Origin of the sequence: Pseudomonas sp. W17, from assembly GCF_040268305.1 — a bacterium.
GTDB lineage: Bacteria > Pseudomonadota > Gammaproteobacteria > Pseudomonadales > Pseudomonadaceae > Aquipseudomonas > Aquipseudomonas protegens.
This window is the reverse complement of the sequence record NZ_CP158490.1, coordinates 6,445,001-6,465,273: the sequence shown is the minus strand read 5'-3', so window position 1 is coordinate 6,465,273 and position 20,273 is coordinate 6,445,001. Positions and strand designations below refer to the sequence as shown.

21 protein-coding genes (1 of these 21 cut by a window edge) are annotated in these 20,273 nt (G+C 61.2%); 12 read left to right on the top strand and 9 right to left on the bottom strand.

Annotated elements, in window-relative coordinates; translation table 11 throughout:
• Positions 1-174 precede the first annotated feature (174 nt).
• The 8 genes from ABCR88_RS29815 (at position 175) to ABCR88_RS29780 (ending at position 9,393) form a co-directional block, all read left to right on the top strand.
• Complete coding sequence (locus ABCR88_RS29815) at positions 175-1,776, top strand: ABC transporter substrate-binding protein (protein ID WP_077934867.1); 1,602 nt, start codon at positions 175-177, stop codon at positions 1,774-1,776.
• A 52-nt stretch (positions 1,777-1,828) separates the two neighbouring features.
• Positions 1,829-2,788 (top strand): ABC transporter permease, encoded by a 960-nt coding sequence (locus ABCR88_RS29810; RefSeq protein WP_011063804.1) that lies wholly within the window; start codon positions 1,829-1,831, stop codon positions 2,786-2,788.
• Between the two features lie 3 nt (positions 2,789-2,791).
• Positions 2,792-3,619 (top strand): ABC transporter permease, encoded by an 828-nt coding sequence (locus ABCR88_RS29805; RefSeq protein WP_011063803.1) that lies wholly within the window; start codon positions 2,792-2,794, stop codon positions 3,617-3,619.
• Between the two features lie 2 nt (positions 3,620-3,621).
• Entirely contained in the window at positions 3,622-5,253 is a 1,632-nt protein-coding gene (locus ABCR88_RS29800) for an ABC transporter ATP-binding protein (protein WP_123397718.1), read from the top strand.
• A gap of 885 nt (positions 5,254-6,138) precedes the next feature.
• Positions 6,139-6,732, top strand: a complete 594-nt coding sequence (locus ABCR88_RS29795) for an aminodeoxychorismate/anthranilate synthase component II (protein WP_011063801.1) — start codon at positions 6,139-6,141, stop codon at positions 6,730-6,732.
• A gap of 9 nt (positions 6,733-6,741) precedes the next feature.
• The gene (gene trpD, locus ABCR88_RS29790) at positions 6,742-7,791 is read left to right on the top strand and encodes an anthranilate phosphoribosyltransferase (protein ID WP_041120065.1); all 1,050 of its coding nucleotides are present in this window, start codon (positions 6,742-6,744) and stop codon (positions 7,789-7,791) included.
• Positions 7,788-8,624 carry an indole-3-glycerol phosphate synthase TrpC gene (trpC, locus tag ABCR88_RS29785; protein WP_041120063.1) on the top strand — a complete coding sequence of 279 codons (837 nt, stop codon included), beginning with the start codon at positions 7,788-7,790 and terminating at the stop codon, positions 8,622-8,624. Before trpD ends, trpC begins: the two co-directional genes overlap by 4 nt.
• Before the next feature lie 67 nt (positions 8,625-8,691).
• Positions 8,692-9,393 carry a lipoate--protein ligase family protein gene (locus ABCR88_RS29780; RefSeq protein WP_350023294.1) on the top strand — a complete coding sequence of 234 codons (702 nt, stop codon included), beginning with the start codon at positions 8,692-8,694 and terminating at the stop codon, positions 9,391-9,393.
• Here ABCR88_RS29780 and crp read toward each other — a convergent pair.
• Positions 9,390-10,034, bottom strand: a complete 645-nt coding sequence (crp, locus tag ABCR88_RS29775) for a cAMP-activated global transcriptional regulator CRP (RefSeq protein WP_011063797.1) — start codon at positions 10,032-10,034, stop codon at positions 9,390-9,392. The two genes, ABCR88_RS29780 and crp, sit on opposite strands and share 4 nt — an antisense overlap.
• Before the next feature lie 235 nt (positions 10,035-10,269).
• Here crp and ABCR88_RS29770 point away from each other — a divergent pair, with 235 nt between their 5' ends.
• The gene (locus ABCR88_RS29770) at positions 10,270-10,692 is read left to right on the top strand and encodes an OsmC family protein (protein WP_041120059.1); all 423 of its coding nucleotides are present in this window, start codon (positions 10,270-10,272) and stop codon (positions 10,690-10,692) included.
• Positions 10,693-10,764: 72 nt separating this feature from the next.
• On the opposite strand, the gene coq7 is transcribed toward ABCR88_RS29770, so the two are convergent.
• The 6 genes from coq7 to hemJ form a co-directional block, all read right to left on the bottom strand.
• A complete protein-coding gene (gene coq7, locus ABCR88_RS29765) occupies positions 10,765-11,412 on the bottom strand; it encodes a 2-polyprenyl-3-methyl-6-methoxy-1,4-benzoquinone monooxygenase (RefSeq protein ID WP_011063796.1) in 648 nt (215 codons plus the stop codon).
• A 126-nt stretch (positions 11,413-11,538) separates the two neighbouring features.
• On the bottom strand, positions 11,539-11,877 hold the full coding sequence (locus ABCR88_RS29760) for a histidine triad nucleotide-binding protein (RefSeq protein WP_016963742.1): 339 nt from the start codon (positions 11,875-11,877) through the stop codon (positions 11,539-11,541).
• A gap of 70 nt (positions 11,878-11,947) precedes the next feature.
• A complete protein-coding gene (locus ABCR88_RS29755; protein ID WP_232643845.1) occupies positions 11,948-12,736 on the bottom strand; it encodes an SDR family oxidoreductase in 789 nt (262 codons plus the stop codon).
• A 61-nt stretch (positions 12,737-12,797) separates the two neighbouring features.
• Positions 12,798-13,718 (bottom strand): DUF805 domain-containing protein, encoded by a 921-nt coding sequence (locus ABCR88_RS29750; RefSeq protein WP_169892544.1) that lies wholly within the window; start codon positions 13,716-13,718, stop codon positions 12,798-12,800.
• 96 nt (positions 13,719-13,814) lie between these two features.
• On the bottom strand, positions 13,815-14,783 hold the full coding sequence (locus ABCR88_RS29745) for a nitronate monooxygenase family protein (protein WP_019092762.1): 969 nt from the start codon (positions 14,781-14,783) through the stop codon (positions 13,815-13,817).
• Between the two features lie 32 nt (positions 14,784-14,815).
• Entirely contained in the window at positions 14,816-15,247 is a 432-nt protein-coding gene (hemJ, locus tag ABCR88_RS29740) for a protoporphyrinogen oxidase HemJ (RefSeq protein WP_011063791.1), read from the bottom strand.
• A 135-nt stretch (positions 15,248-15,382) separates the two neighbouring features.
• Here hemJ and argC point away from each other — a divergent pair, with 135 nt between their 5' ends.
• Together argC and erpA are read left to right on the top strand one after the other, a co-directional pair.
• Positions 15,383-16,417, top strand: a complete 1,035-nt coding sequence (argC, locus tag ABCR88_RS29735; RefSeq protein WP_015637236.1) for an N-acetyl-gamma-glutamyl-phosphate reductase — start codon at positions 15,383-15,385, stop codon at positions 16,415-16,417.
• Positions 16,418-16,585: 168 nt separating this feature from the next.
• Entirely contained in the window at positions 16,586-16,936 is a 351-nt protein-coding gene (gene erpA, locus ABCR88_RS29730) for an iron-sulfur cluster insertion protein ErpA (RefSeq protein WP_011063789.1), read from the top strand.
• 70 nt (positions 16,937-17,006) lie between these two features.
• Here erpA and ABCR88_RS29725 read toward each other — a convergent pair whose 3' ends face one another.
• Together ABCR88_RS29725 and ABCR88_RS29720 are read right to left on the bottom strand one after the other, a co-directional pair.
• Positions 17,007-18,098 (bottom strand): anhydro-N-acetylmuramic acid kinase, encoded by a 1,092-nt coding sequence (locus ABCR88_RS29725; RefSeq protein WP_041120054.1) that lies wholly within the window; start codon positions 18,096-18,098, stop codon positions 17,007-17,009.
• A gap of 3 nt (positions 18,099-18,101) precedes the next feature.
• A complete protein-coding gene (locus tag ABCR88_RS29720; RefSeq protein ID WP_041120053.1) occupies positions 18,102-19,523 on the bottom strand; it encodes a peptidoglycan DD-metalloendopeptidase family protein in 1,422 nt (473 codons plus the stop codon).
• A 209-nt stretch (positions 19,524-19,732) separates the two neighbouring features.
• Here ABCR88_RS29720 and tyrS point away from each other — a divergent pair, with 209 nt between their 5' ends.
• Positions 19,733-20,273 carry the 5' end (the start) of a tyrosine--tRNA ligase gene (gene tyrS, locus ABCR88_RS29715; protein ID WP_041120052.1) on the top strand. The gene runs 659 nt beyond the window's last position, so 541 of the gene's 1,200 nt are visible here — the first part of the coding sequence; the start codon lies at positions 19,733-19,735; its stop codon lies beyond the right edge, outside the window.

Below are 20,273 nucleotides of genomic sequence, written 5' to 3'. Positions count from 1 at the left end.
ATAGTACTGACAAAACCCCGCCTAGCAAGAGCCTCGCTCGCAAAGAAAAGGGGATTGGCAGCGACCTGTTTTTGAGCTTAATGTATTTGTCACGATGACAATTACAAATATTTTGCATCAGTGCGTGCGAGGTCGGCTGAATCCTTTTCTCTGCGGTTCAACAGAGGCAATGCCATGAGCGATAACAACAACAAAATAACTCAAGCGATGCACGACAGCGGCCTGCCGCGTCGGGATTTTCTCAAGTACAGCGCAGCGGCGGTTGCCGTGGCCGGGGCGTTTTCAATGGGCTTGCCGCAACGCGGCTGGGCCGGGGAGGCCACCCCGAAAGCGGGCGGCGTGCTGCGCATGGGCCTGGCCGGTGGCAGTACTACCGATTCTCGTGATCCAGGTTCATGGAGCGACACCTTTACCTTTGTCGGTTTCTCGGCGGTGTACAACACCCTGAGCGAAATCGGCGTCGATGGCACGGCGATCCCCGAGCTTGCCGAGCGCTGGGAATCCAGCCCCGATGCACGCATCTGGACCTTCACCTTGCGCCAGGGGGTGACCTTCCATAACGGCAAGACTCTGGATGCTGGCGATGTGGTCGCCTCAATCGGGCATCACCTGGGCGACAAGTCCACCTCGGCGGCCAAGACTGTGCTCGGCGATGTTGCCAAGGTCAGCGCCCAGGGCAATGACACCGTGGTGTTCGAACTGCATTCGGGCAATGCCGACTTCGCCTACGTGGTGGCCGATTATCACCTGGTGATCATGCCCGCCAAGGACGGCGCCGCCGACTGGCAGGCCGGGATCGGCACCGGCGGTTATCGCCTCAAGGGCTTCGAACCCGGCGTGCGCATGGACCTTGAGCGCAGCCCGGATTACTGGAAAGCCGGCCGCGCGCATTTCGCCAGCGCCGAGCTGCTGGCCATCGCCGATGGCACCGCGCGGGTCAACGCCCTGGTCACCGGCCAGGTCGATGTGATCAACAAGGTCGATCTCAAGACTGTCGCCTTGCTCAAGCGCAACCCCAATCTGGTCATCGAAGAGACCAAGGGAGCCCAGCACTACACCTTCCCGATGCTGACCGACAGCCAGCAGTTCCAGGACAACAACATCCGTCTGGCGCTCAAACATGCGATCAACCGCGAAACCCTGCTGGCCTCGGTGCTTTATGGCTATGGCCAGATTGGCAACGACCACCCGATCCAGCCCGGTAGTCGCTTCATCAACAGCGCCCTGGAGCAGCGTGGCTATGACCCGGACAAGGCGCGTTTCTACCTGCGCCAGGCCGGGGTCGACTCTCTCAAGGTGCGCCTGCAGGCCTCTGATGCCGCTTACACCGGCGCGGTGGATGCCTCGGTGCTGTTCAAGGAGCAGGCACGCCAGGCCGGTATCGACATCGACGTGGTGCGCGAACCTGCCGACGGCTTTTTTTCCAATGTGTGGATGAAGCAGCCCTTCACCACCTCGTTCTGGTACAGCAGCCTGACCGCCGACCGCATGTTCAGCATCGGCTACGCCAAGGGCGCGGCATGGAACGAGACGCACTGGGACAACGCCCGTTTCAACCAGCTGCTCAACGCCGCTCGCGGCGAGATGAACGCGCCGCTGCGCCAGGAGATGTACAACGAAATGCAGGCCCTGTGCCGTGACGAGGGCGGGGCGATCGTGCCGCTGTTCGCAAGCTCCGTGGCCGCACGCTCCAAGCGCGTGGCCCACGGCGGGCTGACCGCGCCCTATGGCGAGCTCGACGGCCTGCGCTTGATCGAGCGCTGGTGGCAGGCGTAAGCCCGACACTTTTTGCACCTTTCTTCGTTGATCCTGTTCGAGGAGCTGTACGGTGAATAGCCTTTGCAAACTGTTGCTCCAGCGCCTGGCCCTGGGCCTGTTGTCGCTGTTGGCGGTGTCGGTGATCATCTTCCTGGCCGTTGGCATGCTCCCGGGCGATGTCGCCCAGGCCATGCTCGGCCAGGCGGCAACTCCCGAGACCGTCGCTGCGTTCCGTGCCCAACTGGGCCTGGACCTGCCGCCGCTGACCCGCTTCGGCCACTGGGCCTGGCAACTGCTGCACGGTGACCTGGGCCTGTCGCTGGCCAACCAGCGGCCGATTGCCGAGCTGATCGGCACGCGCCTGGGCAACACCTTTACCCTGGCCTTGCTGGCGGCGCTGGTGTCGGTGCCGGTAGCCTTGCTGCTGGGCATGCTCGCGGCGCTGTACCGCAACAGTTGGTTCGACCGCCTGCTCAACACCAGCGCCCTGAGCGCGGTGTCGTTCCCGGAGTTTTTCGTCGCCTATATCCTGATCCTGGTGTTCGCGGTCAAGCTCAACTGGTTGCCGAGTATCTCCAACCTGGCTCCGGGGGCATCGTTCGCCGAGGTGCTGGAGCGCTCGCTACTGCCGGTGCTGACCCTGAGCCTGGTGGTGGTCGCGCAAATGATGCGCATGACCCGCGCGGCCTTGATCAACGTGCTGGCCAGCCCCTATATCGAGATGGCCCGGCTCAAGGGCATCAGCCAGGCGCGGATCATCTTCCACCACGCCTTGCCCAATGCCCTGGCACCGATCATCAATGTGGTGGCACTGAACCTGGCCTACCTGGTGGTCGGCGTGGTGGTGGTCGAGGTGGTGTTCGTCTATCCGGGGCTCGGCCAGTTACTGGTCGACTCGGTGTCCAAGCGCGATATCCCGGTGGTGCAGGCCTGCAGCCTGATCTTCGCCGCCACCTACATCCTGCTCAATACCACGGCCGACGTGCTGTCGATTGCCAGCAACCCACGCCTGATGCATCCGAAGGGGTAAGCCATGAGCCTGATCAAAGCGTTGTTGCGGGCGCCCATGAGCGCCCAGTTCGGCCTGCTGGTGATTGTTGCCTACATACTGGTGGCGCTGTTCGCGCCGGTGCTGGCGCCGTATGGCGAGACTGAAGTGGTCGGCGAAGGTTTTGCGCCCTGGGGCGGGCAGTTCCTGCTGGGTACCGATAACCTGGGCCGCGACATGTTCAGCCGCCTGGTGTATGGCGCGCGCAACACTCTGGGGATTGCCTTCCTGACGACGCTATTGGCCTTTGCCGTCGGCGGTTTCTGCGGGCTGGTAGCGGCGATCAGGGGCGGCTGGATCGACCAGGGCCTGTCGCGGCTGGTGGATATCCTCATGGCCATCCCGCAGCTGATCTTTGCCTTGCTGATCCTCAGCGTGGTCGGCACCAACGCCACCTCGCTGGTGCTGGTGATCGCGCTGCTGGATGCCACCCGGGTGTTTCGCCTGTCACGGGCGGTGGCGATGACCGTGGTGGTCCAGGACTTCGTCGAGGCCGCCCGGCTGCGTGGGGAAGGGCTGTGGTGGCTGGTCAGCCGCGAGGTGCTGCCCAATGCCGCCGCGCCGCTGATTGCCGAGTTCGGCCTGCGTTTTTGCTTCGTGTTTCTGTTCATCAGTGCGTTGTCGTTCCTGGGCCTGGGCATCCAGCCGCCGACCGCCGACTGGGGCAGCATGGTCCGCGACAATGCCGTGCTGATCACCTTCGGCGATATCAGCCCGCTGCTGCCGGCCCTGGCAGTGGCGCTGATCACCGTCAGCGTCAACTTTGTCGTGGACTGGGTGCTGCATCTTTCCAGCGGCCTGAAGGAGTGCTGAGCATGACCGTTCATCCAAGTGACAAGCCGCTACTGGAAATCCACGACCTGCGTATTGAAGGCCATTATCAGGACGCTTGGCACCCGCTGATCAAAGGCATCGACTTGAGCTTGCAGCGGGGCGAAGTACTGGGCCTGATTGGTGAATCGGGGGCGGGAAAGTCGACTCTGGGCCTGGCCTCCATGGGTTATGTGCGCGACGGTTGCCGTATCACGGGTGGCTCGGTGCGCTTCGATGGCCAGGAACTGGTGGGCGCCAAGCCCGAAGCCCTGCGCAAGCTGCGCGGCCTGCGTATCGCCTATGTCGCGCAAAGCGCGGCGGCCTCGTTCAACCCCGCGCACCGGCTGATCGACCAGCATGTCGAAACCGCGGTAAGGAACGCTGGTATCGACCGTGCCAAGGCACAAGCCGAAGCAGTGGAGCTCTACCGCATACTGCGTCTGCCCAACCCCGAGCAGATCGGCCAGCGCTACCCGCACCAGGTCTCCGGCGGTCAGTTGCAACGGGTGATGACCGCCATGGCCATGGCCTGCCACCCGGACCTGATCATCTTCGACGAACCGACCACGGCGCTGGATGTCACCACCCAGATCGAAGTGCTGGTGGCGATTCGCGATGCGGTGAAAACCTACGGGAGCGCCGCCTTGTACATCAGCCACGACCTGGCAGTGGTGGCGCAAATGGCCGACCGCATCATGGTTCTGCGTCACGGCAAGCTGGTGGAGGAGGCCGACACCCGGACCATGCTCGACGCCCCACAGCAGGATTACACCCGATCGCTGTGGGCAGTGCGTAGCTTGCGCACCGAACCCAAGCCGTGCCCACCGCAGGCAACACCGCTGCTGGAGGTACGCAAGGCCAGCGCCAGCTACGGCCATCAGCCGGTGCTGCATGATGTCTCGCTCAAGCTCTATCGTGGCCAGACCCTGGCGGTGATCGGCGAGTCGGGCAGCGGCAAGAGCTCTACGGCACGCTTGATCACCGGGTTGTTGCCGCCGACCAGCGGCCAGGTGTTGTATGACGGAAAAGCGCTGCCAGCTGATTATCGCCAGCGCAGCAAGGAGCAATTGCGCCGATTGCAGATGATTTACCAGATCCCCGACACCGCGCTCAACCCGCGCCAGCGCATCGTCGACATCATCGGCCGGCCGCTGAGTTTCTACCTCGGCCTCAAGGGCCAGGCGCTGCGCCAGCGGGTCGCCGAGCTATTGGAGATGATCGAACTGGACCCGGCGTTGTACATGGATCGCCAGCCCCGCGAACTGTCTGGCGGGCAGAAGCAGCGAATCTGTATCGCCCGGGCTCTGGCGGCCGAGCCGCAACTGATCATCTGCGACGAAGTCACCTCGGCCCTCGACCAACTGGTGGCCGAAGGCGTTCTGAAGCTGCTCAACCGCATCCAGCAGCAACTGGGCGTGGCCTACTTGTTCATCACCCACGACGTCGCCACCGTGCGCGCCATTGCCGACGAGGTACTGGTGATGCAGCGTGGGAAGGTGGTCGATCACGGCTGCCGGGAGGAGATCTTTACCCCGCCGTACCGCGACTACACCGGCTTGTTGTTCTCCAGTGAGCCAGAAATGGATCCAGACTGGCTCGATCATTTGCTGGAGAAAAGGGCGCTGGTTTCCTGACTTGGCCATGGCAAGAAAAGCGTCCCTTTGATCAAGTGGCCGTGTTTCCTGTTCTGGCAGAGGCGTAATGCCCCTTGAACCGCACGACAAAGGAGAGCAAGCAGGCGGCCACCACATTACGAACCGTGCCGTTTCGGTGATGGACTTTTGGCGTTTAAAGGGCCTTCAAGCCAGCTGCCGAGGCGGGCTGCGTAACGCGGTGCGCATGTCGTGCCCCCGCCTTTGCAGTGCGCGACGTGCACGGGACCGGCCATGCATTGCGCTTTAGCGGAGTGGGGCAGGTATCAACCATCGGAGTGAGTGCCGCAAGACCCAGCGGCAAATTGCAATCGACGCAGCCCCTTGATGAACGGTACAATCGCGCCTCGAAGCTCGGCTGCGGAACGCCGTCGAGTGCTCAATTACGGTTAGGTCCTATGCTTTGCATTGCAACGATTCGTTTTAGTCAGTGGTGGCGCTTCCAATAGGAAGCGGCACGTCGTTGCGGTTTTTTAACCGAACCCTGCCGCCGTAATCGGCAAGCAGGGATCAAGGATCTAATAGCTCTCCGGCACGGCGGCTCCAAACCCCAGGAGAACGCTGCATGCCAATCAGTCTCCCCACGCAGTACACCTTCGCCCGGCGGCAATGCCATCGGGTGCATCGTCATGCCCAACGTTCTGCCGGCTTGCGCTGGCGATGGCCGACGATGGCGTGGCGAGCTGAGCGACATTGCATAGATAAGGCGGTTCAAATCCGTCACCTTGTCTGCCCTGCCGACAGCTTGCAGCATTCGGGTGCGCAAGCTCGCCCGGCACGCTCCACTGCGCTTGTGTATATCAATGTGCATATCGACACCCTGAGTTGCATGCACACCTACTTTAAAATCAATAAGTTGGAGCATGTATGCTGCTGATGATTGATAACTACGACTCCTTCACCTACAACGTCGTCCAGTACCTGGGCGAGTTGGGAGCTGAGGTGAAAGTAGTGCGCAATGACGAACTGACCGTGGCTCAGATCGAGGCGCTCAAGCCCGAGCGCATCGTGGTCTCGCCCGGGCCTTGCACGCCGACCGAAGCCGGTATTTCCATCGAGGCGATCAAGCATTTCGCCGGCAAGCTGCCGATTCTCGGCGTATGCCTGGGGCATCAGTCCATCGGCCAGGCCTTTGGCGGCCAGGTGGTGCGTGCCCGGCAAGTGATGCACGGCAAGACCAGCCCGGTGTTCCACCGTGACCTGGGGGTGTTCAACGGCCTGAACATGCCGCTGACCGTAACCCGTTACCACTCGCTGGTGGTCAAGCACGAGAGCTTGCCCGAGTGCCTCGAAGTCACGGCCTGGACGCAGCTGGAAGACGGCTCCGTCGACGAGATCATGGGGTTGCGCCACAAGACGCTGAATATCGAGGGGGTGCAATTTCACCCCGAGTCTATTCTCACCGAGCAGGGCCACGAGCTGTTCGCCAACTTTCTCAAACAGAGCGGCGGCACGCGCTAAGGACTTTTCATGGATATCAAGACTGCCCTGAGCCGTATCGTCGGCCACCTGGACCTGAGCACCGAAGAAATGCGTTCGGTAATGCGTGAAATCATGACTGGCCAATGCACCGATGCGCAGATTGGCGCCTTCATGATGGCCATGCGCATGAAAAGCGAAAGCATCGACGAGATCGTCGGTGCGGTATCGGCAATGCGCGAGCTGGCGGACCGGGTCGAGCTGAAAACCCTGGATGGCGTGGTGGATGTAGTGGGCACCGGCGGCGACGGGGCGAACATCTTCAACGTGTCCACGGCTTCCTCCTTTGTGGTCGCGGCGGCCGGTTGCACTGTGGCCAAGCACGGCAACCGCGCGGTGTCCGGCAAGAGCGGCAGCGCCGACCTGCTGGAAGCGGCCGGGATCTATTTGAACCTGACCCCGGTTCAGGTGGCGCGCTGCATCGATAACGTCGGCATCGGCTTCATGTTTGCCCAGTCCCATCACGGGGCGATGAAATATGCCGCCGGCCCGCGTCGCGACCTTGGCCTGCGCACCCTGTTCAACATGCTCGGCCCGCTTACGAATCCGGCCGGAGTCAAGCATCAGGTGGTAGGCGTGTTCACTCAGGCGTTGTGCCGGCCCTTGGCCGAAGTCTTGCAACGCCTGGGCAGCAAGCACGTTCTGGTGGTGCATTCCCAGGATGGTCTGGACGAGTTCAGCCTGGCTGCGCCCACCTATGTGGCCGAGCTGAAGAATGACCAGATCACCGAGTACTGGGTACAGCCCGAGGATCTGGGCATGAAGAGCCAGAGTCTGTTCGGCCTGGTGGTGGAAAGCCCGGCGGCCTCCCTGGCGCTGATCCGCGATGCTCTGGGGCGCCGCAAGACAGAGCATGGCCAGAAGGCCGCCGAAATGATTGTGCTCAATGCGGGTGCGGCGCTGTATGCCGCCGATCATGCCAGTAGCCTGAAAGAGGGCGTGGCCCTGGCTCACGACGCCTTGCACACCGGCCTGGCCCGGGAGAAGCTCGAAGAGCTGGGTGCCTTTACCGCGGTGTTCAAGCAGGAGAATGAAGGATGAGTGTGCCGACAGTTCTGGAAAAAATCCTCGCCCGTAAAGTCGAGGAGGTTGCCGAGCGCAGCGCCCGCGTCAGCCTGGCCGAGCTGGAGACCCTGGCGCGTGCTGCCGATGCACCACGGGGTTTCGCCCGGGCCTTGCAGGACCAGGTCAAGCTCAAGCAGCCGGCAGTGATAGCCGAGATCAAGAAGGCTTCGCCGAGCAAAGGCGTGATCCGTGAGAACTTCGTTCCGGCGGACATTGCCAAGAGCTACGAGAAAGGTGGTGCCACTTGCCTGTCCGTGCTGACCGATGTCGATTACTTCCAGGGTGCCGATGAGTACCTGCAGCAGGCCCGCGCCGCCTGCAAGCTGCCGGTGATCCGCAAGGATTTCATGATCGACCCGTACCAGATCGTCGAAGCCCGTGCCCTGGGCGCCGACTGCGTATTGCTGATTGTCGCTGCGCTGGATGACGCGCGGATGGCGGAGCTGGCGGCGGTGGCCAAGGGCGTTGGCCTGGATGTGCTGGTGGAAGTGCATGATGGTGATGAGCTGGAGCGGGCATTGAAGACCCTCGACACACCGCTGGTTGGGGTCAACAACCGCAACCTGCACACCTTCGAAGTCAATCTGGAGACCACCCTCGACCTGCTGCCACGCATTCCCCGCGAGCGCCTGGTGATTACCGAGAGCGGCATCCTCAACCGTGCCGATGTCGAGCTGATGGAAATCAGCGATGTCTATTCGTTCCTGGTGGGTGAGGCGTTCATGCGTGCCGAAAGCCCGGGCAGCGAATTGCAGCGTCTGTTCTTCCCTGAGCGCGGCGTGCCGGTCAGCGGCTCGACCCTGGACTGAACCCGTGACAATGAACAAGCCGGCGATGCCGGCTTTTTCATGCCTATCGCCAAGGATTTCTACTGCCATGACTCAACCCCTTGCCTTGACTGTCGAAGCCGGCCTGCAGGCCGAGCAAGATCTGCTGGCCTTGGTGTGTACCGGTGAACAAGAGTTCGGCCTGCTGTTCTGGCAGCCCAGTGACCGGGCGCTGGTGATGCCTCGGCGCTTGAGCCGCCTGCCTGGATTTGAACGGGCCTGCGAGGAGTCGGCCGCTAACGGCTGGCCGGTGCTGTTGCGCGAAACCGGCGGCGAGCCGGTGCCGCAGTCGGCGGCCACGGTGAACATCGCCCTGGTCTATGCCCCGCCGCGCAGCGAAGGGGATCAGGGCCGGATCGAAACCGCGTACCGGCGCCTGTGTCAGCCGATCTGCGACCTGCTCAGCGAACTGGGGGGCAACCCGTCATTGGGCGAAGTGGAAGGGGCGTTCTGCGATGGTCGCTTCAACGTCAACCTGGACGGGCGCAAGATGGTCGGCACTGCCCAGCGCTGGCGTCAGAGCAAGGGTGGCCAGCGGCCAGTGGGCCTGGTGCATGGTGCCTTGCTGCTGGATAACGAACGCGATTCGATGGTGAGCGCGGTCAATACTTTCAATCAGGCCTGTGGCCTGGAACAGCGTTGCCGGGCCGAAAGTCATATCGCCCTGCACGAGGCCTTTGCGGCGCCCGATGCGCTAGTGCGGTTGGAGAGCCTGTACCGGCAGATGCTCAAGGCCTTCCTGGCGGATTAGCGGGTGCCGAACACCACCATGGTCTTGCCCTTGACGTGAACCAGGTTGCGTTCTTCCAGGTCCTTGAGGACGCGACCGACCATTTCCCGTGAACAACCGACGATCCGGCCGATTTCCTGGCGGGTGATCTTGATCTGCATGCCATCCGGGTGGGTCATGGCGTCCGGTTGCTTGCACAGCTCCAGCAGGCAGCGGGCCACCCGCCCGGTCACGTCGAAGAACGCCAAGTCGCCGACCTTGCGCGTGGTGTTGCGCAGGCGCTGAGCGATCTGCCCGCTGAGCACATAGAGGATGTCCGGGTCGTTCTGCGACAGTTCGCGGAACTTGGCGTAGCTGATCTCGGCAACCTCGCACTCTACCTTGGCGCGCACCCAGGCGCTGCGCTGCTGCTCATGTCCGGCCTCTTCGAAGAGCCCCAGTTCGCCGAAGAAGTCTCCGGCATTGAGGTAGGCGATGATCATCTCCCGACCGTCATCGTCTTCGATGAGGATGGTCACCGAGCCCTTGATGATGAAGTACAGGCTGTCGGACACATCACCGGCGCAGATGATGTTGCTCTTGGCCTGATACCGGCGGCGTTGACAGTGCATGAGCAACTTGTCGAGATTTTTGATCTTGGGGGTGGGGGCAATAGCAACCATGGTTGTATCCCGAAAAGACTGCACGGTATGAGGTGTTTTTTTATGGGGCGTAAAACGAAGGTGTTGAACGCTGGCGATGCGCCAGTCATTTGGCGCCAGCTTAACAGACACGTCCTTGGCTCAATTAAGATTTTTCTTATCGAAAACCGGTAATGAGGGACAAACGGTCAAAGCGCTGTGGCTGGAAAACCCTGTGCTAAGCTGGCGACCCTTTTTTAACAGTGGAGTCTTGGCGATGAAGGCACGCATCCAATGGGCTGGCGAAGCCATGTTCCTCGGTGAGTCGGGCAGTGGCCACGTAGTGGTGATGGATGGCCCGCCGGAAGCCGGTGGCCGCAACCTGGGTGTTCGCCCTATGGAAATGCTCCTGCTCGGCGTGGGCGGTTGCAGCAACTTCGATGTGGTCAGCATTCTCAAGAAGTCGCGCCAGGCGGTTGATAGCTGCGAGGCGTTCCTGGATGCCGAGCGTGCCACCGAAGACCCCAAGGTCTTCACCAAGATCCACATGCATTTCGTGGTCAAGGGCCGGGGCCTCAAAGAAGCCCAGGTCAAGCGGGCCATCGAGCTGTCTGCCGAGAAATACTGCTCGGCGTCTATCATGCTCGGTGCGGCCGGTGTGGCCATCTCTCACGATTACGAAATCGTCGAGCTGGGCTGAACCCGCGCGGATTCTGGCGGTAAAAGAAAAGGGCGCTTCGATAGCGCCCTTTTTGATGCCCGTGGTTTGGAATCAGATCCGGTAGGTGCTCTTGGTCATGACCTTGGCCAGCAGGCTCATGCCGAATTTTACCGGCGCCGGGAAGCGGAACCCGCCGGCTTCGAGCGCGGTTTCAGCGTGATGTTCTTCGTCGATGCGCATCTGTTCGAGAATCGCTCGAGACTTTTCGTCTTCGGCCGGCAGTTGCTCCAGATGCTCGTTCAGGTGCTTGCACACCTGGTCTTCGGTGGCGGCAACGAACCCCAGGCTGACCTTGTCGCTGATCAGGCCTGCCGCGGCGCCGATGCCGAAGGACAAACCGTAGAACAGCGGGTTGAGCACGCTCGGGTGGCTGCCCAACTGGCGGATGCGCTGTTCGCACCAGGCCAGGTGGTCGATTTCTTCTTCGGCTGCATGTTCCATGGCCTGGCGTACCTGAGGCAGCTTGGCGGTCAGGGCCTGGCCCTGGTACAGCGCCTGGGCGCAGACTTCTCCGGTGTGGTTGATGCGCATCAGGCCGGCCACGTGCCGGGTGTCCTCGTCACTCATCTGCGCTTCCGGCTGCACGATGGCCGGCGACGGGCGATAAGGTTGGCCGCTGAAAGGCAGCAGCGTGCGCATCGCCATATCGGCTTGCAACAGCAGGCGGTCGATCGGCGAGTAGTGACGTTGGGTAGTCATGCTTATCTCCGGGAGAAATCTCGGCGGCCAGTTTACTCCAATCAAAGGAGCGAAAACTGCGCTGGATCAGCGCACCCTCGTCCTCGATGGTCCGAGAGGGCGCTGCGCAAGGGGTGGGGCGGGTAATCAGCCCGGCGGCCAGTTCATCTGGCGCTGACCCAGCACGTGCATGTGAATGTGATACACGGTCTGCCCACCCAGCTCGTTGCAGTTCATGACGACCCGGAAGCCGTCTTCGCAGCCTTGCTCCTTGGCCAGGCGTTGGGCGGTGAACAGAATGTGTCCGGCCAGGGCCTTGTCGTCCTCGGTGAGGTCGTTGAGGGTACGGATGGGTTTCTTCGGGATCACCAGGAAATGCACCGGCGCTTGCGGGGCAATATCGTGGAAGGCCAGAACCTGGTCGTCCTCGTAGATGATCTTCGCGGGTATTTCTCTGTTGATGATCTTGGTGAACAGAGTATCCACAGCTGTTTCTCCATTGGGTTGGTCCGGGCCGAGTGTACTCAGGTGCACAAGGTGCGCCCAGCCCCGACTCTTAACGTGGGCAGTACGCCCGATTGACGTAACCGACGATCTTGCGGGTCAGCCAGCGTGAACTCAGGCGGGCGCTGAAGGCCATCCAGCGGTTCAGGCGGCCGGGAATGATGATGGCGCGGTTCTTTTCCAGGGCGCGGACCGCATACAGCGCGACCTCCTCGGGGCTCATGAGCAGCTTGCTGTCCTTGAGTTTGGTGGTGTCCATTTGTGCGGTGCGGAAAAATTCGGTGCGGGTCGGCCCCGGGCAGAGTACCGAGACCTTCACCGCGCACTTCTTCAATTCTTCGCGCAACCCTTCGGAGAAATGCAGGACATAGGCCTTGCTGGCGTAGTAGCTGCTCATCCAGGGCCCGGGATAGAAGGCTGCCACCGAGGCGACATTGAGGATCTGCCCGCCGCCCAGCAGCGCCATGCTGTTGCCCAGGGCATGACACAGGCGGGTGAGGGCGAGGATGTTGACCTCGATCAGGTCCTGCTCGGTCATCCAGTCCTGGGCCAGGAACGGGCCGCTGGTGCCGATGCCGGCGCAATTGACCAGCAGGTCGATCTGCCGGTCGCCTTCCTCCAGCTCCAGCAGGAAGCCGGACAGGCGCAGCGGTTCGCCCAGGTCGCAGGCGCGGAACAGCACTTCGACGCCGAAGCGCTGGGTCAACTCCAAGGCGATGCATTCCAGCTGATCACGCTGACGGGCCACGAGAATCAAGTTGCGGCCGCGCCGGGCCAGTGCTTCGGCCAGGGCCAGGCCTATGCCGCTGGAAGCACCAGTGATCAGAGCGTAACGGGTCATGCATTTCTCCATCGCAACGGCCGGCGGCCTGCGACGGGGAGGGTCGCAGGCCCGGGCGCGTTTATTCTTGCTCGGACTCGGATTCTACAGGGGCGGCGATATCGGCGGGTTCGGCATCTTCATCGGCGCTGCTGGAGTCGATGCTTTCGCTGTAGCTGGTTTCGCTGTAGCGATCTTCCAGGGAGCTCAGGCCGCCGGCCACCATGCCCACGATCAGCACGACGATCAGGACGACCCACATCCAGGACAGCACCTTGACGGCGGTGGTATTGGGCGGCGGTGGTGCGCCGTAGCGGTTGGCCACGTTGCTGCCCGGGCTGACCATCAGCACCAGAGGGAAGATGCTGCCGACGATGGGCACGAAGTTCAGTAGCCAAAGCCAGCCCGACCAGCCGAGATCGTGCAGGCGCTGCACGCTGATCTGAATGCTGACCACGAGGAAGCCGATGAAGACCACGATACCGCCGACAATCCCCAGGCCGGTGAGCAGGGTGGAATTGAACACCGCCGCGGACAGGATACCGAAGAAGGCGCCTACCCCGACCACGGCCAGCATGGCCACCGTCAGGACCAGAGTCCAGGCCAGGTAGCGCAGGCGACCGATACGGCCTTCGAAGCTGAATACGTTGAGTGCGGCGTATTGTGGGATTGCATCGCCTACTGCGGCTTGCGGGGGCGCATAGGGCGACTCGCTGAGGCTGCTGGCCCTGGGTGTGGGGGTTACTGCGTCTAGATCCAGCTTCAGGGCCTGCTCGGATTCGATGCGGGCATCGATCCCGGCGTTCTTCAATGCTTCCAGATAGCGCTGGGCGTCGGCCTGCGTCAGGTCGCGCTTGAGCTCCACCTGCTGGCCGCTGAACAGGCGTTCTACGGCGGCGGCATCGCTTTTGAACAGTTCGGCGAGGTTCAGTTGGGCGGTGGCTTTTTCCACGCCGGGCAGCAATGTGCCGTCGAAAACGATCTTGTAGCGGGTTTCGCTCATGGGGGCATCCCTGTCACTTGAAAAGAAGGTTTACACAAAAGACCGACAGTTTAAGGCCAGCGCCCCTCGGCTGGCCAAAAAACTAATGAGAACGGGTTAACGTGGCCAGCGTTTGCTCAGTTGGCTGGCGCGTTGCTGGGCCGCCTGATATTCGCTGTCCAGGCGCGCGATCAATTGGTCGACGCTGGGCAGGTCGTCGATTTCACAAACCCCCTGGCCTGCGGACCAGACGGTTTTCCAGGCTTTTGCCTCATCGCTGATGGGTTTGAGCTTGGAGCCGAAGTTGATCTCACCTTTGCCTTGCAGGGCGGCCAGGTCGAAACCTGCATTCTCCAGGCTCTGACGCATGAAGCTGGCAGGTACTCCGGAAACCGCGGCAGTATGCACGATGTCGGCGGCTCGAGAGCTGAGCAGCATCTCTTTATAGGCATCCGGTGCGTGGCTTTCGGTGGTACCGATAAAGCGGGTGCCCAAGTAGGCGAGGTCGGCGCCAAGCAGCTGTGCGGCAAGAATCTCGTGGCCCCGGTTCAGGCAGCCGGCCAGTAGCAGGGTCTTGTCGAAGAACTGGCGGATCTCGGCGACCAGAGAGAAGGGGCTCCAGGTGCCTGCATGGCCACCCGCTCCGGCTGCGACGGCGATCAGCCCATCGACACCCGCCTCGGCGGCTTTCTCTGCGTGCCGGCGGGTGGTCACGTCATGAAATACCAGGCCGCCGTAGCTGTGCACGGCGTCCACTACTTCCTTGACCGCGCCGAGGCTGGTAATGACGATCGGTACCTTGTGCTCGATGCAGATCTGCAAGTCGGCCTGCAACCGTGGGTTGCTGTTGTGCACGATCAGGTTCACGGCGTAGGGAGCAGGGTTCTCCAGCTTGGCCAGGCCCGCTTCGATCTCCTCCAGCCAAGCCTTGAAACCGCTGCTTTCGCGCTGATTGAGGGCGGGAAAGCTACCCACCACCCCATTGCGACAGCATGCCAGGACCAGTTCCGGGTTGGAGATCAGAAACATCGGCGCGGCCACCAGGGGCAGGCGCAGACGTTGTTCAAGCAAAGCGGGCAGTGACATTGGAGTACCCCCAGGGAAGCGACTAGTTAGAGTTAGAACGGCCGTACAACGACCAAAATTACAATAGCCAGCAATATCAGAACCGGCACTTCATTGAACCAGCGATAAAAGACATGGCTGCGGGTGTTTTCGCCACGGGCGAAGCGCTTCACTTGCGCACCGCACATGTGGTGATAGCCGATGAGGATGACCACCAGGGTCAGTTTGGCGTGCATCCAGCCGCCCTGGCCGAAATACGCGCTGGGGTTGAGGCTGATCAGCCAGATGCCAAAGATCAGTGCCGCTATCATCGCAGGCCCCATGATGAAGCGGTACAGCTTGCGTTCCATCAGGCAGAAGCGCTCGCGGCTGATGCTGTCCTCGCTTTGGGCGTGGTAAACGAACAGGCGTGGCAGGTAGAAAAGGCCGGCAAACCAGCAGACCACGCTGACGATATGAAAGGCTTTGAGCCATAGATAGAGCATTTTTAGTTATTCCCAGGTTCACGGTGGCGAAGATAGTAGAGGGTAGAGCGTCCGCACGTCACCTTGACGGTTGTCGCAGGGGCGCGCCGCCCCTATTATCGGCAGCTTTCCAGTGGGTTCGTTGAGGGCAGGTTTATGGTCAAGGTCGGTATCGTCGGCGGCACGGGTTACACCGGTGTCGAACTGCTGCGTCTGTTGGCACAGCATCCGCAAGCGCGAGTGGAAGTCATCACTTCGCGATCCGAGGCTGGCCTGGCCGTTGCCGACATGTACCCGAACCTGCGTGGCCACTACGACGGCCTGGCGTTTAGCGTGCCGGATATCAAGACCCTTGGTGCCTGTGACGTGGTGTTCTTTGCCACACCCCATGGCGTGGCGCATGCACTGGCTGGCGAACTGCTGGCTGCGGGGACCAAGGTCATCGACCTATCGGCAGACTTCCGCCTGCAGGATGCCGATGAGTGGGCCAAGTGGTACGGTCAGCCTCACGGTGCCCCTCAATTGCTGGACGAAGCGGTCTACGGCCTGCCGGAAGTCAATCGTGAACAGATCAAGAAAGCCCGTTTGATTGCGGTTCCTGGCTGCTATCCAACCGCAACCCAGCTCGGTTTCCTGCCGCTGCTGGAAGCCGGTCTTGCCGACACTTCCCGGCTGATCGCCGACTGCAAATCCGGTGTCAGCGGTGCTGGCCGTGGTGCCAGCGTCGGGTCGCTGTACTCGGAAACTTCCGAGAGCATGAAGGCCTATGCGGTCAAGGGGCACCGTCATTTGCCGGAAATCCGTCAGGGCCTGCGCCGGGCAGCAGGCAAGGAAGTTGGCCTGACATTCGTACCGCACCTGACGCCGATGATTCGCGGTATCCACTCCACGCTCTACTCCACGGTGGTGGATAAGTCGGTGGATCTGCAGGCGTTGTTCGAGAAGCGTTATGCCAATGAGCCGTTTGTCGATGTAATGCCGGCCGGCAGCCATCCGGAGACCCGCAGTGTGCGGGGTGCCAACGTGTGCCGGATTGCCGTGCATCGGCCGCAGGATGGTGATCTGGTAGTGGTGCTGTCAGTCATCGACAACCTGGTCAAGGGCGCTTCGGGCCAGGCGGTGCAGAACCTCAATATCCTGTTCGGCCTGGATGAGCGTCTTGGGCTGTCCCACGCGGGCATGCTGCCTTAACGTCGTTTTTGCGTGAACAAAAAGGCCCGTCTGACGGGCCTTTCTGCTTTATACGGGTGGCTGTACGACTATTGATATACCGTAACAATAGTTGACCGCTTTTCTGGGAGAAGCGGATAATGCGCGTCATTACGCAGTATGGCGGCTTAACGCCGGGAGATAGTCAGCATGAGCGTTGAATCCTTCACCCCCACGGCTTTGCAATTCACTCAAGGTGCAGCGCACAAGGTGAAGACCCTGGTCGATGAAGAGGGTAATGATCGCTTGAAGCTGCGCGTATTCGTTACGGGCGGCGGTTGTTCGGGGTTTCAGTACGGTTTCACTTTCGATGAGGAAGTGGCCGAGGATGACACCATCGTCGAGCGCGAGGGCGTGAGCCTGGTGGTCGATCCGATGAGCTTCCAGTACCTGGCCGGTGCTGAAGTGGACTACCAGGAAGGCCTGGAAGGTTCGCGGTTCGTGATCAAGAACCCCAATGCCACCACTACCTGTGGTTGCGGGTCGTCGTTCTCGATCTGACCAGCCGGCAGTAGCCATTCGCCGAACGCCGCAGGGGCCTGGGATCCTGCGGCGTTTTGCTGTCTGCTGTTCAAGCCGGGTAGATGGCGCCTAGTACACGCAGGCCACGGGCGCCGGTGACGCTGGGCCGGTTGGCAGCGATGCCTTCCAGGCAGCAGTGGGCCAGCCAGGCGAACGCCATAGCCTCTACCCAGTCGGGATCTACGCCATACGCTGCGGTGCTGCTGACCCGGGTTTGCGGAAGTAGGGCTGCCAGGCGGCCCATGAGCGCTGCGTTATGCGCGCCGCCGCCGCACACCAGCAGCTCCTGGGTGTCACTTTGAGCGCTCTGCAGCGACTCGACGATGGTTAGAGCTGTCAGCTCCAAAAGGGTAGCCTGCACGTTTTCGGCGGCAATAGCGCCCCGTGCCCTCAGATGCCGCTGTAGCCAATCAAGATTGAATACCTCGCGCCCGGTACTCTTCGGGCCTTGGGTGGCGAAGAACGGGTCGCTGAGCAGGGCTTGCAGGAGGGGCGGATCAACCTGGCCGCTGGCAGCCCACTGGCCATTGCGGTCGAAGTTCTCTGCGCGTTGGGCCTGGATCCAGGCATCGAGCAGGACGTTGCCCGGGCCACAGTCGAATCCGGCCACCGGCTTGGAGGTTTCGATCAGGCTCAGGTTGCTGAACCCGCCGACGTTCAGCACGGCGCGGTTTCCCGGGCGCTGGGCGAACAGGGCTTCGTGAAAGGCCGGAACCAGCGGCGCGCCTTGTCCGCCCGCCGCCACGTCGCGGCTGCGGAAGTCGCTGACGACAGTGATCCCGGTCAGCTCAGTGAGCAGGGCCGGGTTGCCGATCTGCACCGTGAACCCGCGGCTTGGCTCATGGCGCACGGTTTGTCCGTGGCTGCCGATAGCGCGAATGTCTTGAGGGTGCAGTTGCTGTTGTTGCAGAAGTTGGTTGATGCCCTGGGCGGCCAGCTCGACCCAGTGCTGTTGGGCGATGGCGGAACGGGCGATCTCGTCGGGGCCACTGGCGCACAAACTCAGGAGTTCGGCGCGCAGGGTATCGGGCATGGGGATGTAGCGAGTGGCGACCAATCTGAGCGCCGGGCTTTGCTCGATCAGGGCGATGTCCAGGCCATCAAGGCTGGTACCGGACATCACACCTATATAGAGCGCCATGGCTTAGCGCTTGCTCGAGGCCAGCATCGTGGCCTTTTCCTGATCCATCCGGGCCATCAGAGGCTGGCTCTGCTGCAGGAAGCGTGCACGTTCGCCCTTGGCGATCGGGTCGGCCATGGGCAGCTTCTGGCCCAGCGGATCCACATGGACACCGTTGACCTGGAACTCGTAGTGCAGGTGCGGTCCGGTGGACAGCCCGGTGGTACCGATATAGCCGATGACCTGGCCCTGTTTCACCGAGCCGCCAGTCTTCACACCCTTGGCAAAGCCCTGCATATGGCCGTACAGAGTGCGGTAGGTGTTGCCGTGCTGGATGATCACGGTATTGCCATAACCGCCACGACGGCCAGCCAGAAGCACCTTGCCATCACCGGCAGCCTTGATGGGAGTGCCCCGTGGCGCGGCATAGTCCACGCCCTTGTGGGCACGGATCTTGTTCAGGATCGGGTGCTTGCGGCCCATGGAAAAGCGCGAACTGATGCGAGCGAAGTCCACCGGTGTACGGATGAAGGCCTTGCGCATGCTGTTGCCATCAGCGGTGTAGTAGCTGCTGGAGCCCTGTTTGTTGGTGTAGCGCACTGCGGTGTAGGTCTTGCCGCGGTTAGTGAAGCGCGCGGAGAGGATATTGCCTGTGCCGACTACCTTGCCATTGGCGACTTTTTGCTCATAGATCACATCGAATTCGTCACCCTGGCGAATATCCTGGGCGAAGTCGATGTCGTAGCCGAAAACGTTGGCCATATCCATGGTCAGGCTGTGGGACAGCCCGGCGCGGGCGGCAGACTGCGAAAGCGAGCTGTTGATGACGCCGTGGACATAAGCAGAACGAACCACTGGCTTGGTGATCACCCGGCTGAACGTAAAGCCCCTGGGGCCTTTGGTCAGGGTGATGGTTTCCAGGTCGCTGACCTTGCTGTGCAGGTTGTTCAGTTGGCCATCAGGCGTCAGCTCGAACTCCAGCTTCTGGCCATGCTTGAGCTGGGAGAACTGCTTGGCCTGCTTGTCGCTGGCCAGTACTTCATGGACAGAAGTGGCTGGCAGGCCAACCTTTTCAAAGAGTGTGGAGAGGGTGTCGCCCTTGGTGACCAGAACTTCCCTGTGGCCGGGGGCTTTTGGCTCCTCCACGGCAGCAGGCACAGGTGCGGTTTCTGCGGTTTGCGTGGTGTCTTCGGCGGTGTTTTCGATCTGTGCGAAAGGTGAGGCAACGGCCTCGCTTGTGGCTTGTTCGGTGGATGCGGCGTCTTGATCTTGTGTCAGTTGCTCGATCGGGCTTTCCAGATCAAGGCTCAATGTCGTTTTTTTTGCTTCTACATCACTGGATGGAAATACCAGAAGGGCCAAGCTGAGAAGGGCCGCGATGCCACTTGCGGCGAGCAGGTGGCTCTTCGGATAAAGCGGTGGCGCTTTAGACGGTTCGGTGGTCATAGGTAATTTGACTTTGAAAAGATGAAATGGAAAAGATGAATGACATGATGAAGATGAAATAACTGTATAAAATATAACCAAATCATCTGTGACGCAAGGGCGCGGGCACTCTGCTTTCGGAATGCTCCCGTACGCCGGGCAAAACTTGTAATTAGTCCATGATCTTGTATGGTTGGTTCCCTTTTGAATCTGAGCCTTGCGGGTCTGTTATGAAGTCGGTTGAAGAGCAGCTAGCGCTGATCAAACGTGGTGCGGAAGAGTTGTTGGTCGAGTCCGAATTGATCGAGAAGCTCAAGCGCGGCGAACCGCTGCGCATTAAGGCTGGCTTCGATCCGACGGCGCCGGATCTGCATCTCGGGCATACCGTACTTATTAATAAGCTGCGTCAGTTCCAGGACTTGGGTCACCAGGTAATCTTCCTGATTGGCGACTTCACCGGCATGATCGGTGACCCCAGTGGCAAAAGTGCCACGCGCCCACCCTTGACTCGCGAGCAGGTCCTGGAAAACGCAGAGACCTATAAAAGCCAGGTCTTCAAGATTCTTGATCCTGCCAAGACTGAGGTGGCTTTCAACTCCACCTGGATGGACAAGATGGGGCCGGCGGACTTCATTCGTCTAACTTCCCAGTACACCGTTGCGCGGATGCTCGAGCGCGACGACTTCGACAAGCGTTATTCGACCAATCAGCCGATTGCCATTCATGAGTTCCTGTACCCGTTGGTGCAAGGCTATGACTCGGTGGCATTGC

Excerpts from the sequence above, each read along its gene's own strand:
- ABCR88_RS29815 (WP_077934867.1), top strand. The coding sequence starts at position 175 with ATGAGCGATAACAACAACAAAATAACTCAAGCGATGCACGACAGCGGC.
- ABCR88_RS29805 (WP_011063803.1), top strand. The coding sequence starts at position 2,792 with ATGAGCCTGATCAAAGCGTTGTTGCGGGCGCCCATGAGCGCCCAGTTC.
- ABCR88_RS29800 (WP_123397718.1), top strand. The coding sequence starts at position 3,622 with ATGACCGTTCATCCAAGTGACAAGCCGCTACTGGAAATCCACGACCTG.
- ABCR88_RS29795 (WP_011063801.1), top strand. The coding sequence starts at position 6,139 with ATGCTGCTGATGATTGATAACTACGACTCCTTCACCTACAACGTCGTC.
- trpD (WP_041120065.1), top strand. The coding sequence starts at position 6,742 with ATGGATATCAAGACTGCCCTGAGCCGTATCGTCGGCCACCTGGACCTG.
- trpC (WP_041120063.1), top strand. The coding sequence starts at position 7,788 with ATGAGTGTGCCGACAGTTCTGGAAAAAATCCTCGCCCGTAAAGTCGAG.
- ABCR88_RS29780 (WP_350023294.1), top strand. The coding sequence starts at position 8,692 with ATGACTCAACCCCTTGCCTTGACTGTCGAAGCCGGCCTGCAGGCCGAG.
- crp (WP_011063797.1), bottom strand. The coding sequence starts at position 10,034 with ATGGTTGCTATTGCCCCCACCCCCAAGATCAAAAATCTCGACAAGTTG.
- ABCR88_RS29770 (WP_041120059.1), top strand. The coding sequence starts at position 10,270 with ATGAAGGCACGCATCCAATGGGCTGGCGAAGCCATGTTCCTCGGTGAG.
- coq7 (WP_011063796.1), bottom strand. The coding sequence starts at position 11,412 with ATGACTACCCAACGTCACTACTCGCCGATCGACCGCCTGCTGTTGCAA.
- ABCR88_RS29755 (WP_232643845.1), bottom strand. The coding sequence starts at position 12,736 with ATGACCCGTTACGCTCTGATCACTGGTGCTTCCAGCGGCATAGGCCTG.
- ABCR88_RS29750 (WP_169892544.1), bottom strand. The coding sequence starts at position 13,718 with ATGAGCGAAACCCGCTACAAGATCGTTTTCGACGGCACATTGCTGCCC.
- ABCR88_RS29745 (WP_019092762.1), bottom strand. The coding sequence starts at position 14,783 with ATGTCACTGCCCGCTTTGCTTGAACAACGTCTGCGCCTGCCCCTGGTG.
- hemJ (WP_011063791.1), bottom strand. The coding sequence starts at position 15,247 with ATGCTCTATCTATGGCTCAAAGCCTTTCATATCGTCAGCGTGGTCTGC.
- argC (WP_015637236.1), top strand. The coding sequence starts at position 15,383 with ATGGTCAAGGTCGGTATCGTCGGCGGCACGGGTTACACCGGTGTCGAA.
- erpA (WP_011063789.1), top strand. The coding sequence starts at position 16,586 with ATGAGCGTTGAATCCTTCACCCCCACGGCTTTGCAATTCACTCAAGGT.
- ABCR88_RS29725 (WP_041120054.1), bottom strand. The coding sequence starts at position 18,098 with ATGGCGCTCTATATAGGTGTGATGTCCGGTACCAGCCTTGATGGCCTG.
- ABCR88_RS29720 (WP_041120053.1), bottom strand. The coding sequence starts at position 19,523 with ATGACCACCGAACCGTCTAAAGCGCCACCGCTTTATCCGAAGAGCCAC.